Raw genomic sequence first — 15360 nt, forward strand, 5'->3', positions numbered from 1 at the left:
GATCCAGAGTATAGGCCGGCGGGGTCATCAGGCGTGAACAAACAGCAGGAAGAGGATGAAGGGCGCCAGCAAACCGAACGCCACCAGCGGCCAGGTGATACGGCGCCCTTTGGAATAGAGCCACAAAAGGCCAAGGCCGGTGATCGAAAAGACGACGCTGGCTACGGCGATCAGGTCAATGAACAGCGACCATACCGCCCCGGAATGACGGCCCTTGTGCAGATCGTTAAGCACGGCAATGACGCCGCGATCCGTGCGTTCATAAACGATATGGCCGTCATGACGATCGATGGTCATGGTGGCGTCGATGCCCGGCTGCGGCATGGCGAGATAGATTTCATCGTCATCGACATCGGGGGCGGACTTGCCAACATCGACGCCGGTCGCGGTTTTGATTACCGCGGTTTGCGCAAAGGTCAGCGGTGTCTTGTCGGCAACGCTCGCCATGGCGGCAAGGCCCTCGGCCGTCAGGTCTTTCTCTATCGTAACAATCTGCGGCTTAGCTTCGATCTGGCTGGCGTGATTGAGCGTGAAACCGGTGACGGCAAAAAGCGCCAGCCCCATCAGCGAAATGGCCGAACTGATCCAGTGCCACTGGCGCAACTGATTACGCCAGAAGGTGCCCCAGAAGGAGGGAGAGGTTGTTGGAGAACCGGGCATGGAACAACGCGTACCGTCAGTATTTGATAATCATTCTCACCTAGCAAACTCTATGGGCAGTTACAAGCTTTCCGGTGCTTTATTCATGCACAGGTGGCCTTTAGATGGGTCTGGTCAGGGATTTAACAACAAAAGCCGGCTTTATCGCTCCAGCTTGGCCGCCAGAATGATCGAGGTTGTAGTGCGTTCCACACCATCGAGCAGACCGATCCGGTTGATCAGCTCGTTCATCTCTATACTGTCGGCGGCTTCAACCAGCACGATAATGTCGTACTCGCCGCTGATGGCATAAATGGCGGCGATCTCAGAAATCTCCGCCAGCCGTATTTCGACTTCCTGGCATAGCCGCGGCAGGGTCTTGATCATCACGTGCGCCCGTAGGCGCGATTTGTGGAATAGGCCTGCCCCAGACGCACCGTATAACCGTCGATGATGCCCTCAGCCTCCAGCCGTTCCAGCCGTGCATAAACCTGAGTGCGCGGAATATCGAGCATGGTGGCCAGTTGCGACACCGGCAAACGCGAGTTTTCGCGCAAACTGGCCATCAGCTTGCGGTCGGTCGGGATCGAGTTCGGGAGCAGGCTTGCAAGTCGTCATTTATTTGAGCTTTTCATCGCCATAGATCGCCGTTCGGATAACGGGAGAATCGGAAGAGATCGCCCCACGATACATCCCCAGGTCGTTGATAGCAAAGGCCGGCTTGCCGTCGGCGCCCATGGCGATCAGACCGCCGTCGCCACCGAGGCTGCCCACCGACATGATTGTGTCCTGCGCCGCCTGTTCGATGGCCTGATGGTTCCAGCGCACACGGTCACAAACCTGACGTGCCGCCGTATCGCGGATGAAATATTCACCCGTGCCAGTGGCCGAAACGGCACAATCACCGTCACGCGCATAGGTGCCGGCGCCGATGAGCGGGCTGTCACCGATACGGCCCCATTGCTTGCCGGTCAGGCCGCCGGTCGAGGTGGCCGCCGCCAGATGGCCGTCACTGTCCAGCGCCACCGCGCCGACCGTGCCGTACATATGGGTCGGGTTGATCATCGCCGAATGATCCTTCTTCCAGTCAACGAGCATCTGCTCGCGTTCCGGCGTATGGAAATAGCTCGGATCGACCTGCTCAAGCCCCTGTTGCAGGGAGAAGGCGTCAGCCCCCTCACCGGCCAGAAACACATGACGCGTCTTGTCCATGACGGCGCGCGCCGCCATGATCGGGTTCTTCGTCCGGGTGATCGAAGCCACCGCACCGGCCTTCATCGTGCCACCATCCATGATGGCCGCATCGAGATAGGTCTTGCCGTCGGCGGCTATGGCCGCGCCCTTGCCGGCATTGAACAGAGGGTTGTCCTCCAGCGGTTTCAGCGCCGCCTCGACCGCATCGAGCGACGAACCACCCTTGTCGAGCACCGCCTGACCGGCCTTGAGCGCTTCGGCCAGACCGGCGCGATAGGTCGCGTCCTTTGCCGGCGTCAGGTCGCCACGATCAATCACGCCGGCGCCGCCATGGATGGCCAGCGACCAGTGCTTTTGCTGCGTCAGCACGCCATCGGTCACATCATAGGTGCGCGTGAAGGACGGCTGACCGACCTCCAGCGTTCTGATGTTGAAAGTGCTGGCCTTGCCGATACCGGTGACGCTGACATTCTTCACATTGAGCTTTTTACCAAGGGCCAGCTCATTGACCTCACCGCGCTGCACCAGCCAGGCATGGCCATCGAGATTGGAATAGACTTTCGCCGTGCCGTCCGTCTCCACCGTCATCGCCGCCTCTTCATCGATGCCGAGACCGACGAGCGGGTGAGCGTAGCGCTTGTTCGGCGAGGCGCGCAGGGCTTCAGCCTTGATCACAAAGGCGATCAGGCGGCCGAGCCGGTCGCGGATGCCGAAATGGCTGTCGGTGACGATGTTACTCATCAGCTCGGAATGCAGGAAGTCGCCCTCAATGGTGTTGGCCGCCCCCATCGGATCGTTCATGGCTTCGGGTGAGGTGATGCTGCCGCCATCCATGGCGCTGTAGAGCCAGCTTCCCTGCACAGCCAGCCCTGCCGAGGTGCCGCCGATCGGCTTGTTGGCCGCGATGTGGGCGTCGAGCGCCGCGTTCAACGGTGTGCCCTTCCACATCCGGACATAGTTCGACTGATCGCCACCCGCCAGAAAGATACCGTCGGCATTCTTAACTGCTTCCAGCAGCTTGGCGTCATAGGACGCTTTGCGGTCGGTAAAGAGGAAGGTGCGGATCGAGGTGACGCCCTTGACGGTCTTGTACATCTCGTCCTGGGTCTCGGTCGTGCCTGAAGCGCGCAACACAACGATATGACCGTGGCCCGAATGCGCCGTAAACCAGCGGAAGGCGTCGAGGGCCCCAATCGCCGCCGCCACTTAAGAGAAAACCACCCGTCACCGGATCGGGCGTCGGCTTCTTTTCGTCGCCGATGACGAAGGTTTTGTAGCCCGGACCGCTTTTCCACGGTGCGGCCTGCGCCGCATGAGCGAAACTTAAGGCGACAAGCGCGAATTCAGGGCAAGTTTTGAGGCTAGATTGCGGCGGGACATGCGGGGCTCCGTGCGGTTAGTGCGCAAATGCAACATATACGCACAACTGTGATCGCAAATTGACCTGATGGCAACAATTTGATTGCCATGCATGACACATTGATGTCACTTTTGCTCAAGTTATCTCGCAATTGGTACAGTTTGAAACCATATTTGCGAAATTCCCTTATTTAGCAACCGCGAACGCCACTATGGTAAAAGGAGACTTCCCGACATGACGAGATCGAAGTTCACCCGCTTCTGCAAGCTCACCCTGCTGGCAGGATGCAGCCTATACAGCCTTCACGGCGTGGCGCAAGCTCAGGATGCGGCTACCGCACCGGCGGCTGACGAACCCACCACTGTCACCGTGCTCGGTTCGCGCATTCCCCGCACGCAAAAAGAAGGTCCGGCGCCCGTTACTGTGATCACATCCAGCGATATCAGCGCCCGCGGCTTTGCCAGCGTGCCGGATATCTTGAAGTCGGTGACACAAAACAGCGGCGAAACCCTGAGCCAGCAATCCTACGGTGGAGCCATCATGACACCGGGTTCGGCGCAGGTCGATCTGCGTGGCCTGGTCCTAACCATACACTGATCATGATCAACGGACGTCGCGTGGCTGACTTCCCGATGCCGTTTAACGGACTGAGCAACTTTACCGATATTTCCAATATTCCTGCCGCTCTCATCGACCGCGTTGAGGTTTTGTCAGGTTCGGCCTCCGCCATCTATGGTTCGGACGCCATTGCGGGTGTAGTAAACTCTCCATGAAGAAAAATGTTGAGGACACCACACTCAACTATCGTTACGGCATGACCGAGCACGGTGGTGGTGCCAGCCACCGCCTGTCACTGGCGACCGGATTTAATAAAGACCGCCTGAGCGTTACCTTTGGCGCGCAATACGATAAGCAAGATCCTCTGTGGGCTTTTGACCGCGACATTCAGATTCCCGCGATGACGCGCCGACAGCGCGCGCCCGTTTCCCGTTCAAGGTGGCGCAGCGCTATGACGATGACGCCTACATCGCCACCGAGGGCGGAACGGACTGTTCTGATCTGGCGAAGCTGGCGGGCGGCACGGTCGTTAAAACGACCGACCGTTTTGACGATTACTATTGCGCCTCGCCTACGGCTGTTTCATACGGCACTATTTTATCGCAAAGAGAAGCGCTCAACACCTTCACCAACATCAATTATCAACTCAATGATACGACAAGCCTGTTCGCCGAAGTGTTTGGCACCAGCGACACGGCCCTGATGAACGATGTCACCTACTGGCGCTATCAACTGCCCGATGGCAGTACCTCCGACTTCTATAATGAATATTCCGGCAGCTGTGAAAACTGGTCGCGCGTGTTCATGCCGGAGGAAATGGGTGGTCTGAAAAAAGGCATGATCACCAACCACTCATCGACCATATCGGTGTCGCCGGGCATTCGCGGACAGTTTGGCGAACAGTGGACCTATGAAGCCGCTTTGAATTATTCGCAATATTCCAGCACGATCAAAATTCCACAGATTGTTGCCGCCAAGGCCAATGCCTTCTACCTGGGTGAAGTCTCCAGGGCGTGGATTCGGATGGTTACGATATCTTCAACGCTGATCCAGCCAAACTGTTCACGGCTCTGACGCCGGAACAATACCAACTCGATTTCCGAAGAAGCGCGCACCAGCGCGAAGGCCACGACGAAGGGTGTCTCTCTTACGCTGAACCACCGGATATCTTCGATCCTCCTGCCGGTCCGGTCGGAAGATCGCCATCCAGGGCGATGCGGCCAAGGCGCGGGCCTATTTCCAAGCTTAACCGGTACAGCCTTCGCCCGCATGGGTCAGGCTGTCGAGATCGAGACGTCGCATGGCAGCCGTATCGCGCGGGCGTGGCGGCTCAGGCTCGCTGAAATTATCGATCAGTGTGCGCCCCATGGCGTCAACATGGCTGATATAGACGTCCCACTGCGTCATCACAACGGGATCGGCGCCCCGTTTGCGTAAGGCCGCCATGTCTTTGGCCTTCTTAGCGGCACGAACCCGCAGTTCCAGACCAATAGCGGTGCAATGGGAACGAATGGCCGCATCGGCGTTACTCCCCAGTCGGCTGACCAGCGCTACCGCCAAAGTCATCACCACCACGCCACTGATCCACTTGATACGCATAACACTCCGCCGCTACTGCGGGCAAAATGCCGTCCCTTTCCCGGCAAGTCCAGTGCTCTAACGCTTTTTTACCGGCTGACGCAGGATGGTTTTCAACTTTTCCGGCGCCGTCTTGCGTGGATCGCTAAGATAGATTTCGTGATGCTTACCGGTTTCGATCAACCCCTGTGCCGGTAGCCACTCTTCATGCAGCCGCTGTAAAACCGGCCCTTCATCATCATAAGGGCCGACATGCAGAATCTGGGCGCTCAAACCCTCGTCCAGCCGTTCCAGCCGCACCTTTTCAAGTCCCGGCAGGCCTTTTTTCATCACCACCTCGCTGAGCGCGGCGCACAGGTGGCCTTTTTCGATCCAGTCCGGTTGCAGGATCATCATGGTCCATGACCATTTTGACTTTTCGCGCGTGACGAAGGTCTTCATGTCCCTGGCCCACCACAGACCTTCCAGCGGCCCGACGACATAATCGCGGTCAAACGCGCGCTTGCTCATGAATTTGAGCGTGTAGGACAAGGAATAGAGCGCCTCGATGGCCTGGGCATATGCCGGCGCGGTGTTGGGATCGCCCACACCATCGAACATCAGATAGTGCAGCGATGGCACCTCGATCAGCGCAAAGTCCTTCGACGTGGCGCTATACAGCGACTTATATTCCGTTTTCAGATCGATCTTGCTCAATTCCGGTCTCCTGTTTTGAGCAGAATAACCGGCCTGATGCCAAAATCTGCCAGCAGGATCAGGCTTTCGGCGAAAGCTTGAGCAACCGCCCGTCACCATCCTCCAGCAGATAGATATCACCGTCAGGCCCCTGCTCGACTTCACGCAGGCGCTCCATCGGCCACTGATCGCCCTTGGTGGCCTTGTCACCATCGAGATGGACACGGATCAGGGCCTGCCCGAAAGCGCCGTGATGAACATGTCGCCCTGCCATTTCGGGAATTTTTTGCCTGTATAGATCAGCATGGAAGACGGGGAGATCGACGGATTCCACCACACCTTCGGCGCCTCGAATTCCGGCCGCGTCGAATGATCCGGAATATCGGTGTCGTCATAGTCGCTACCGTTGGAAACAATAGGCCAGCCGTAATTCTTGCCCGCCGCGATCAGATTGACCTCATCGCCGCCCTGCGGCCCCATCTCGTTTTCCCACAAACGGCCGACCTTATCGAAACCGAGCCCATACAGATTGCGGTGGCCATAGCTCCAGATTTCCGCCGACTGCCCGCCCTTGCCGGCGAAGGGATTGCCCGGCGCCGGCTTGCCATCGGGCGTAAGGCGCAGCACCTTGCCGAGATTGACCGTGAGATCCTGCGCGGGCGTCTTTTTCTGCCGCTCGCCAGAGGTCACGTAAAGATATTTGCCATCCGGCGAGAACAGCAGGCGGTGCGAGAAGTGCCCGTCGCCTTCCACCTTGGTCTGCCACCAGATGACCTCAAGCCCCTCAACACGCGGATTGGCCGCATCGAGCGTCAGCTTGCCGCGACCGACCACGGCGCCGCTGAGGCTGCCTTCGCCTTCTTCGACCCAACTCAGATAAATCATACCCGATTGCGCGAAATCCGGCGCCAGGGCCACATCGCCGAAACCGCCCTGGCCTTCCTCAAGCACCTTGGGCGCACCGGCCACCTCCCTGATGGTCTTGCCGGACAGCCATTTCAGCTTGCCAGCCTTTTCAGTGATGAGCGCGTCGCCACCGGGCAGAAAGACCATCGCCCAGGGCTGATCGAAGCGCGCCACCTCGGTGACGGTGAAGGGCGCGGCGCCCAATTCCGCGGGGGTTTGCGCCTGACAGGCGCCGGCGGTCAGGACCAGCAGGGCGAGACTGAGAACGGGGATGGCTTTCATGGGGCGCTTCCTTGGCTGTTTTATGAGCGCAGGCTAGTTCGGAGCCACCGGCAAAGTCAATGCGGCTTTGTGTTTGCAAAAAGCCACTTTATCCTATTGTGCGTTATAGCCTTGAACGATGAGGTTAAATCGGTTCAAGGCTGTAAATCTTTGTGACGCCTTATGTTTTTCCAAAAAGTGGCATCCACTTTTTGGCATAAGGCTCTAGGCAAGTTTGGGACGCTCTGTTAAAGCCAGAACCATGTTGATGTCAGGCTTGCAAATCATACGAATTTGAGGCCCAGCGCAGGATCGCCTGTGCTGGGAATAGACATGCCTGCCCCATTACCGACATCTTTTTATAAGACCTGAGAGTCATGCCCGAATTCGAAAATGCCCCTGCGGCCCGCGATTACCGCGAAACCGTCTTCCTGCCCGAAACCGAATTTCCCATGCGCGCCGGCTTGCCAAAGGCTGAGCCTGAAATGCTGAAAAAGTGGGATGAGGCCGATCTTTATCACGCCGTGCGCAAGGCACGCCAGGCCGCCGGCGCGCCGCTGTTCGTGCTACATGACGGCCCGCCCTACGCCAACGGCAATATCCACATAGGCCATGCCCTCAACAAGATCCTCAAGGATTTTGTCGTGCGCTCGAAGTTCCTGACCGGCCATGATGTCGATTATGTGCCGGGCTGGGATTGCCACGGTCTGCCGATCGAATGGAAAATCGAAGAAGAATTCCGCGCCAAAGGCCGCAAGAAGGACGAGGTGCCCGCCGCCGAGTTCCGCAAGGCCTGCCGCGAATACGCCGCCAAATGGATCGAGAGCCAGCGCGACGAATTCAAGCGCCTGGGCGTGCTTGGTGAATGGCAGAACCGTTACGCCACCATGGATTTCACCACCGAAGCCAAGGTAACGTCTGAGTTCCACAAGTTCCTGATGTCGGACCAGCTCTATCGCGGTTCCAAGCCGGTGATGTGGTCGCCGGTTGAGCGCACGGCGCTGGCCGATGCCGAGATCGAATACCATCCGCATGTCAGCCCCACCATCTGGGTCAGGTTCCCGATCCAGACCGGCGATTGGGCGGAAGCCACCGAAGCCTTCGACAATCTGAAAGACGCCTCGGTCGTTATCTGGACGACGACGCCATGGACGATCCCCGCCAACCGCGCGGTCAGCTTCAATCCCAAGGTCGCCTACTTCGTCTATGAAGTGACCGCCGTGAAGACCGAGGAAGAGCTCGGCTTCGCACCTTGGGTTAAGGCCGGCGACAAGCTGGTGCTTGCCGAAAAGCTGGCCGAAGGCGTGCTGCAGGCCGCCAACGCCACCGCCTGGAAACAGGTTATCGACGTGCCGCCTGACGTCCTGGGTGGTCTCAAGCTGTCGCACCCACTCGCCGCGCTCGATGAAGGCTACGGCTTCGACGTGCCTATGCTGGCCGGCGATCACGTCACCGACGATGCTGGCACCGGCTTTGTCCATACCGCGCCGGGCCACGGCGCCGACGACTACCTTGTCTGGCTGAAATCGGGCCGCTCGCTCAATTCGATCCCCGATACGGTCGATCCCGACGGCGCCTACTATCCGCACGTGCCGCTCTTTGCCGGTATGAAGGTGCTGGAAACCGAAGGCAAAAAGGCCGGCAAGTTCGGCGAGGCCAATGGCGCGGTCATGACGAAGCTGATCGAGACCGGCAATCTGCTGGCGCGCGGCCGGGTCGAGCACTCCTATCCGCATTCCTGGCGCTCGAAAGCCCCGGTCATCTTCCGCAACACGCCGCAATGGTTTATCCGCATGGATGGCGATGCCGCGCTCAAGCAGCGAAGCGGTAGCGCAACGCAGAAAATCCCTGCGCGACAAGGCGATGGCCGCCATCGCCGCCACGGCGTTCTATCCCGATCAGGGCCGCAACCGTATCGGCGGCATGGTCGAGACGCGCCCGGACTGGCTGATCAGCCGCCAGCGCAACTGGGGCACCCCCCTGGCCATGTTTGTCGACAAGAAGACCGGCGAACCTCTGAAGGACGAAGCCGTCAACGAGCGCATCATCAAGATGATCGCTGATGGCGGCGCCGATGCGTGGTTCACCCGACCCGATGCCGACTTCCTGGGTAATGGCTATAACCCGGACGACTACGAGAAGGTCACCGACATCCTCGACGTCTGGTTCAATTCCGGCTGCACCCACGCCTTCACCATCGAAGGCCGTGCCAACTCACACTGGCCCGCCGATCTTTATCTCGAAGGCTCCGACCAGCACCGCGGCTGGTTCCAGTCAAGCTTGCTGGAATCCTGCGGCACGCGCGGCCGCGCGCCTTATAACGCCGTCCTGACCCACGGTTTCGTTCTCGACGAACAGGGTGAGAAGATGTCGAAGTCCAAGGGCAATGTCGTGGCCCCGCAGGATATCGCCAAGGAATCCGGCGTTGAAATCCTGCGCCTGTGGGTCGCCTTCGCCGACTATTCCGAAGACCTGCGCATCGGCAAGCAGATCATCCAGACCACGGTTGACGCCTATCGCAAGCTGCGCAACACCGTGCGCTACCTGCTGGGGGCACTCAACGGCTACAGCGAGGCCGAAGCTGTCGATTACGCTGACCTGCCGTCGCTGGAGCGCTATATCCTCAATGAGGTCTATTCGCTCGATGCCAAGGTGCGCGCCGCCTACGAGGTCTATGATTTCGCCGCCGTGGTTCGCCCGGTCGCCGATTTCTGTATCCAGACGCTTTCCGCGCTCTATTTCGATATCCGCAAGGACAGCCTCTATTGCGACGCGCCCTCGTCGCTGAAACGCCGCGCCTGCCGCACCGTCATGAACATCCTGTTCGAGCGCATCACCCTGTGGCTGGCGCCGATCATGACCTTCACCATGGAAGAAGCCTGGTCTTCACGTAACCCGAACGACAAGGCCAATCTGTTCCGCGTGCTCGAAGCCGCGCCGGACGTCTGGCACAATGTCGCCGAAGGCGACCGTTGGGCCAAGATCGAGACGGTTCTTTCGGTCGTCACCGCAGCCCTCGAAGACAAGCGCCGTGACAAGGTGATCGGCTCGGCGCTCGAAGCTGCGCCCAGGGTCTATCTCGCCGATGGCGCCGCCTTTGAGGCCTTCGAGGACATTGACGCCGCAGAAGTGTTCCGCACGTCACAGGCGAGTGTCACCACCAATTCGCCGCCGGCCCACGCCTTTACGCTAGAAGGCCTGCCGATGATCGCGGTCGAATTCGCGCTCGCCGAAGGGCAAAAGTGCCAGAGATCGTGGCGCATCCTGCCCGAGGTTGGCACGGATTCGCGTTACCCCGACCTGTCGGTGCGTGACGCCGAGGCCGTGGCCCTGTGGGACCAAACCCATGCCGGATAACCTGATGCAGAAACTGCGCCCCCATTTCACACCTCTTTACAGCCCGCTTGGCCTGCAAGGCATCCTTCTGGCGCTGGTCGTGCTGGTGCTCGATCAGGCCAGCAAGCTATGGATTTTATTCGGCCTGCGCTTGGAGGAGATACAGCACGTCAATATTTTGCCGTTCTTTTCCTTCACCATGGTTCATAACAAAGGCATCAGCTTCGGACTTCTGACTTCGGAAGGCCCTGGCAGGTGGCTTTTGGTGCTGTTTCAGTTCGGCATGGCCGCGGTCATTGTCGATTTCCTGCGCAACCAGAAAAGCCCGTTGGCCGCCTTGAGCCTCGGTCTGATCATGGGTGGCGCTCTGGGTAACGGCATCGATCGGGCGCGGCTGGGCTATGTGGTAGATTTTCTTGACTTTTCTGGGACGCATATCTTCCCGTGGGTCTTTAATGTCGCCGATAGCGCCATCTGCATCGGGGTGGCCCTGCTCGTGTGGTATTTCATCCGCGCGGACATGACGACCAAGGACAAAGATGCCGGTCAGGCGTAAAGCGCTTGGCAGGTATGTAGAAAACAAGTATCACTTCACAGTCCCGCATGGTTAAAATGTCGGATGGGGAATTTGGAGCAAATGATGAAGTCGGTTAAGATCGCGGCGGGTTTGATGATTTTGGCGGGTGTAGCCTTGTCAGGCTGCTCGTCCACCAAGAACGCGCTCGGCCTGAATAAGGTTGTGCCCGACGAATTCCGCGTGGTCACCAAGGCGCCGCTCGTCGTGCCGCCCGATTACGCCCTGCGTCCGCCCGCACCCGGTGAGCCCCGTCCGCAGGAACTGCAACCCGACAGCGCCGCCCGTCAGGCCCTGCTCGGTCAGCGCGACGCCACCAACCGCACAGCCGGTGAAACCGCCCTCGTCGCGCGCATGGGCGCCGACAAGGCTGACCCGCTGGCCCGCTATGTGGTAGACGATCAATTTGGTGATCTGGCGTACAAGGAGCCTTCCTTCGCCGACAAGGTGATGTTCTGGAAAAAGAAGGACGACACCACGGCCGCCTCCACTAATGCCAGCCTGGGCAACCTGTCAACTCCGGTTGACGCCACCGCAGAGGCCGAGCGCGTCAAGGCTCTGGTCGGCACGCAGCCGATCATCATCACGCAAAAGCCGGATCGCAAGTTCAAGCTGCCCGGCCTGTAAAGCAAGGCCTCTAGTGTTGCGGAATCAACGGATCGATTCCCTTGATCTTGCAAATATGCGAGTCTGTGTCGATGGACATGGACAAAAGGCTGTTGCTGTCGCCTGAGGCTCGGGTGCGGTTGGAAGGTTGGGTGGCGGACCGGAACACGCCGCAGAAGCTTGTTTGGCGTGCGCGGATCGTGCTGATGTGGGCGGACGCGGCGAGTTTGGCGTCGATTGTGCGGACGCTGGGCAAGACCAAGAAGACGGCCTACCGCTGGCGCGATCGTTATCTTGAGCAGGGTGTCGATGGGCTTGGGCGCGACGCGACCCGGCCTGGCCGTAAGACGCCGTTGAGCGCCGAAGTCATTGCGCGTGTGGTCGAGATGACGCTGCGACAGAAGCCACCGGCTGCCACGCAATGGAGCGCGCGCACGCTTGCCAAGGCGGTGGGTCTGAGCCACACCAGCGTACAGCGCATTTGGAGCGCGCATGGGCTCAAGCCCCATTTGACCAAGACGTTCAAACTGTCGAACGACAAGCAGTTCGTCGAGAAGGTGACGGACGTCGTCGGTCTCTATCTTGATCCGCCGGACCGGGCACTGGTGTTCTCGGTCGATGAGAAGTCACAGATCCAGGCGCTGGACCGCACCCAACCGGGCCTGCCAATGAAGAAGGGGCGGGCGGGAACGATGACCCACGACTATAAGCGGCATGGCACGACGACACTGTTCGCCGCCCTCGATGTCGCCACCGGCAGGGTGATCGGCGAATGCATGAAACGTCATCGGCACCAGGAATGGCTCAAATTCCTTCAACTCATCGACCGCAGCACGCCCAAGGGCTTCGACCTGCACCTGATCGCCGACAACTATGCCACCCATAAGCATCCGGCGGTCAAAGCATGGCTGGCCAAACATCCTCGCTTCCACATGCATTTCACCCCCACTTCGGCGTCCTGGCTCAATCAGGTCGAACGCTTTTTCGGCTTGATAACAGGCGATCGCATCCGCTGCGGCGTGTTCAAGAGTGTCGCCGAACTCGAAGGCGCAATTCAAGACTATCTCGATCATCACAACGCCGATCCAAAGCCCTTCGTTTGGACCAAATCCGCTACAGACATTCTTGAAAAGGTCGCCAGGGGGCGACAGGCGTTAAAGTCACAACACTAGCACTACTTTGGCATATTATTCTTGGCGGGCTCGGCGAGGCGTTTGTCACAGTGGGGACAGCGCCTTGGTGGCGGTCGCATGAAGAGGTCGAGAATGGCCTGGCGGATGGCGGGCATTGTCGGCTGAGGCGGTGGCCCCCCAACTCTTTTTTTTTCGTCCCGCTGCTTTGAGGCGGCGGGATTGGAGAAATGCAAAAGCGATCATCGCCATTAGACAATGTCGGTGCAAACCGGTCCATGACCTGCCTTCGAAGTGATCAAGCCCAAGCTCTTCCTTGAGTTGCTGATGTGCCTGTTCGCAGATCCACCTTGCCTTGATAGCCGCGGCTAGCATCTTGAGGGGGGCGTCGGCAGGCAGGTTTGACAGGTAGTATTTCTGTTCTCCGGTTGAACGCCTTTCCCCGACCAGCCAGACCTCCTCCTCGCCAGGCATGGCTTGGACACGACCGTCGCTCATACGATGCCTGTGGCCATCTGCGACCCGAACGCGGCAAGCGGCAAACTGGCAGTTCAGCTTGCCTTTGGTTCCGCGCCGCCAACTTACTTTCTTCCATTTCCCATCAGCCAACATCTTTTCGGCAGAGACAGCAACATCGTCAGGGACATGGTATTTGCGCCGCCTTCCGGTTGCCGCTTCCGGGAAGATTAGGCCGACGTCTGCCTGATACACATTCTGACGCCGTGATATGCCGACGGCCCACAACAGGTCGCGCTTGCTCAGGGCCTCGCGGAACGGCCCGCTTGACCCATAGCCAGCATCGGCCAGCACGCACCCGAACCGGGCCCCAGAGGCTATAACACGATCAATTTCCTCAATGGCGATCTCCGGCTTTGTCAGGGCAACCTGGCATTCTTGCGGGACCCGAGCCCGGTTCATCCGCGCGACATCATTCGTCCAACTCTCGGGCAAGAACAGGCGCAGGCCCACCATCACAGGCACTTCGCGCGATGCCAGCGTCACCGAAACAAGCGACTGGCAGTTGGACGTCTTGCCAAGCGAGGAAGCATATTGCGCCGCCACGCCAACCGAATGGCTGCCCTTTTTCGGCAGCGCCGTGTCATCGATGACAAGATAACCGGCATCATCCCCCACCAGACGGTCGGCCTCCTTCAGGAGAACGGCTTCAAGCGGTCCACTTTCCCAAACGCCGTCAGAGACAAAATGATGGAGTTGGTCATAGCCAAACTCGCCATCGCGGGCGGCCATCGGCTGGACACTCTTGCGGTCACCCGGGCCAATCAGGCCTGCAATATAGGCAGGGCACAGCCGCATCCGGGTCTTATGCCGCAAGGCCACCAGGAAGGGCGTCAACCAATCTTCCAAATCTACGCGCCAATGTTCCGACATCGCCAGTCTCCTTAAAGCTGGCTCTCTATAAATCACGCAATGTCAGCCGGGGGAATCCTCAAAATTCATTTTCTGCCAAAGTAGTGCTAGGTTACCGAGAATTTACTTGTGAGATATGTGAAAAAGGCGTTCTTTCTGAGCGCCTTTTTTCTTTGGCCAATAATCAATTTCGGGAGAAATACCATGGTATCGCAGCGTATCCTCTGTCTCGCCCTGGCGCTGTCCTTCGGCGCTTTATCCGGCGCCGCCATGGCCGAAACCGCACCCGAATGTGCGCCAGGCGCCACGCTCGACACCCGTGTCGAGGCGGTGCTGGCCAAAACCGACCGTCCCGCCCATCAGCGCGATAACGATGCTCACCGCCTGAGTGAAACACGCTTTGTACTGTCTCACGTCAAACCGGGCGATCATGTCCTCGATATGGGCGCCGGCCAGGGCTACGCCTCAATGCTGCTGTCAGCCGCGGTGTGCTCCGGTCAGGTTGATTCGCAAAATCCTCAGGGCTGGGTCGATGGCTACAAGATGGGGCCGGCGCGTGACGCCATGGCCGCCGCGCGTCCCAATGTGCATTTGCTCACCGCCGATTTCGACAAGATCCCCGTGCCTGCTGTGCCTTACGATGTCATCTTTATCGGCACGGTCTACCACGACACCTACAATGAAAAGGGCCACGATGCCCTGATGCTCGACAAGGCCCTGCTGTCGGCGCTCAAGCCGGGCGGCCTTGTCATCGTAACCGACCACGCCACCGTAGCCGGCGCAGGAACCAGCGCCACAAATAGCCTGCATCGCATTGAAAAGGCGAGCGTTCTGGCCGATTTCAAGGCGGCGGGCTTTGAGCTGGTTGCGGATAGCAATACTCTTGCTAATCCGGCCGATGACCATACGAAGATCGTGTTTGATCCGCAGGTCCGCGGCAAGACCGATCGCATGGCCCTGGTTTTCAAGCGTCCGCTTCTGTAACGGGCCACTTAAAGTCAATCCCTTTTGAGCCATTTCCGATCGCCGGCTTCGTGCTTCTGTCCGCAGTCATCTCTGAGAGCGCTGCATGATGGTGTAGGAAAAAGGCTCGGCCGACCAATCTTTAGGTCGCAGTCCTATTCGGCTGCGAGCGGACATGCGGTCTGACCGATCCTCGCGTCCCGGCGAAGGGA

The 15360-nt window shown here is 59.0% G+C and carries 16 protein-coding genes and 1 pseudogene; 8 read left to right on the forward strand and 9 right to left on the reverse strand.

Going from position 1 to position 15360, the window contains the following annotated elements:
- Nucleotides 1–27: 27 nt before the first annotated feature.
- The 4 genes from ABQ278_RS12950 to ABQ278_RS12965 all read right to left on the reverse strand — a co-directional run bounded on the left by ABQ278_RS12950 (nt 28) and on the right by ABQ278_RS12965 (nt 3039).
- A complete protein-coding gene (locus ABQ278_RS12950; protein WP_349319970.1) occupies nt 28–660 on the reverse strand; it encodes a PepSY-associated TM helix domain-containing protein in 633 nt (210 codons plus the stop codon).
- Between the two features lie 141 nt (nt 661–801).
- Nucleotides 802–1026 carry an Lrp/AsnC ligand binding domain-containing protein gene (locus ABQ278_RS12955; RefSeq protein WP_349319971.1) on the reverse strand — a complete coding sequence of 75 codons (225 nt, stop codon included), beginning with the start codon at nt 1024–1026 and terminating at the stop codon, nt 802–804.
- A complete protein-coding gene (locus tag ABQ278_RS12960; protein WP_349319972.1) occupies nt 1026–1205 on the reverse strand; it encodes an Lrp/AsnC family transcriptional regulator in 180 nt (59 codons plus the stop codon). The genes ABQ278_RS12955 and ABQ278_RS12960 overlap by 1 nt, the downstream gene beginning before the upstream one ends.
- Before the next feature lie 52 nt (nt 1206–1257).
- Complete coding sequence (locus ABQ278_RS12965) at nt 1258–3039, reverse strand: isoaspartyl peptidase/L-asparaginase (protein WP_349319973.1); 1782 nt, start codon at nt 3037–3039, stop codon at nt 1258–1260.
- Nucleotides 3040–3427: 388 nt separating this feature from the next.
- Between ABQ278_RS12965 and ABQ278_RS12970 the strand changes: the two genes are divergently transcribed.
- The 3 genes from ABQ278_RS12970 to ABQ278_RS12980 all read left to right on the forward strand — a co-directional run bounded on the left by ABQ278_RS12970 (nt 3428) and on the right by ABQ278_RS12980 (nt 4825).
- Entirely contained in the window at nt 3428–3790 is a 363-nt protein-coding gene (locus ABQ278_RS12970) for a hypothetical protein (RefSeq protein ID WP_349319974.1), read from the forward strand.
- A 2-nt stretch (nt 3791–3792) separates the two neighbouring features.
- Nucleotides 3793–3966: a TonB-dependent receptor plug domain-containing protein gene (locus ABQ278_RS12975; protein ID WP_349319975.1), complete on the forward strand. Its 174-nt coding sequence runs from the start codon at nt 3793–3795 to the stop codon at nt 3964–3966.
- A 223-nt stretch (nt 3967–4189) separates the two neighbouring features.
- A complete protein-coding gene (locus ABQ278_RS12980; protein ID WP_349319976.1) occupies nt 4190–4825 on the forward strand; it encodes a hypothetical protein in 636 nt (211 codons plus the stop codon).
- Nucleotides 4826–4996: 171 nt separating this feature from the next.
- Here the strand turns inward: ABQ278_RS12980 and ABQ278_RS12985 are convergent, their stop codons facing one another.
- The 4 genes from ABQ278_RS12985 to ABQ278_RS13000 are packed head-to-tail and all read right to left on the reverse strand — an operon-like array spanning nt 4997 to nt 7192.
- Nucleotides 4997–5350 (reverse strand): hypothetical protein, encoded by a 354-nt coding sequence (locus ABQ278_RS12985; RefSeq protein ID WP_349319956.1) that lies wholly within the window; start codon nt 5348–5350, stop codon nt 4997–4999.
- 57 nt (nt 5351–5407) lie between these two features.
- Nucleotides 5408–6025 (reverse strand): GyrI-like domain-containing protein, encoded by a 618-nt coding sequence (locus ABQ278_RS12990; protein ID WP_349319957.1) that lies wholly within the window; start codon nt 6023–6025, stop codon nt 5408–5410.
- Nucleotides 6026–6083: 58 nt separating this feature from the next.
- Complete coding sequence (locus ABQ278_RS12995; RefSeq protein ID WP_349319977.1) at nt 6084–6278, reverse strand: PQQ-dependent sugar dehydrogenase; 195 nt, start codon at nt 6276–6278, stop codon at nt 6084–6086.
- On the reverse strand, nt 6233–7192 hold the full coding sequence (locus tag ABQ278_RS13000) for a PQQ-dependent sugar dehydrogenase (protein ID WP_349319978.1): 960 nt from the start codon (nt 7190–7192) through the stop codon (nt 6233–6235). Before ABQ278_RS13000 ends, ABQ278_RS12995 begins: the two co-directional genes overlap by 46 nt.
- Nucleotides 7193–7548: 356 nt before the next feature.
- Between ABQ278_RS13000 and ileS the strand changes: the two are divergent.
- From ileS to ABQ278_RS13020, 4 genes and pseudogenes are all read left to right on the forward strand, one after another.
- Nucleotides 7549–10528, forward strand: a pseudogene (gene ileS, locus ABQ278_RS13005) (isoleucine--tRNA ligase).
- Complete coding sequence (gene lspA, locus ABQ278_RS13010) at nt 10518–11063, forward strand: signal peptidase II (protein WP_349319960.1); 546 nt, start codon at nt 10518–10520, stop codon at nt 11061–11063. Before ileS ends, lspA begins: the two are co-directional and overlap by 11 nt.
- Before the next feature lie 84 nt (nt 11064–11147).
- On the forward strand, nt 11148–11708 hold the full coding sequence (locus tag ABQ278_RS13015) for a DUF3035 domain-containing protein (RefSeq protein ID WP_349322165.1): 561 nt from the start codon (nt 11148–11150) through the stop codon (nt 11706–11708).
- Nucleotides 11709–11779: 71 nt separating this feature from the next.
- A complete protein-coding gene (locus ABQ278_RS13020; RefSeq protein WP_349319979.1) occupies nt 11780–12859 on the forward strand; it encodes an IS630 family transposase in 1080 nt (359 codons plus the stop codon).
- Between the two features lie 45 nt (nt 12860–12904).
- Here the strand turns inward: ABQ278_RS13020 and ABQ278_RS13025 are convergent, their stop codons facing one another.
- Nucleotides 12905–14206, reverse strand: a complete 1302-nt coding sequence (locus ABQ278_RS13025) for an IS701 family transposase (RefSeq protein ID WP_349319980.1) — start codon at nt 14204–14206, stop codon at nt 12905–12907.
- 183 nt (nt 14207–14389) lie between these two features.
- Between ABQ278_RS13025 and ABQ278_RS13030 the strand changes: the two genes are divergently transcribed.
- Complete coding sequence (locus ABQ278_RS13030; RefSeq protein WP_349319981.1) at nt 14390–15169, forward strand: methyltransferase; 780 nt, start codon at nt 14390–14392, stop codon at nt 15167–15169.
- Nucleotides 15170–15360 lie beyond the last annotated feature (191 nt).

The sequence above is a fragment of the Asticcacaulis sp. MM231 genome, from assembly GCF_964186625.1.
Lineage (GTDB): Bacteria > Pseudomonadota > Alphaproteobacteria > Caulobacterales > Caulobacteraceae > Asticcacaulis.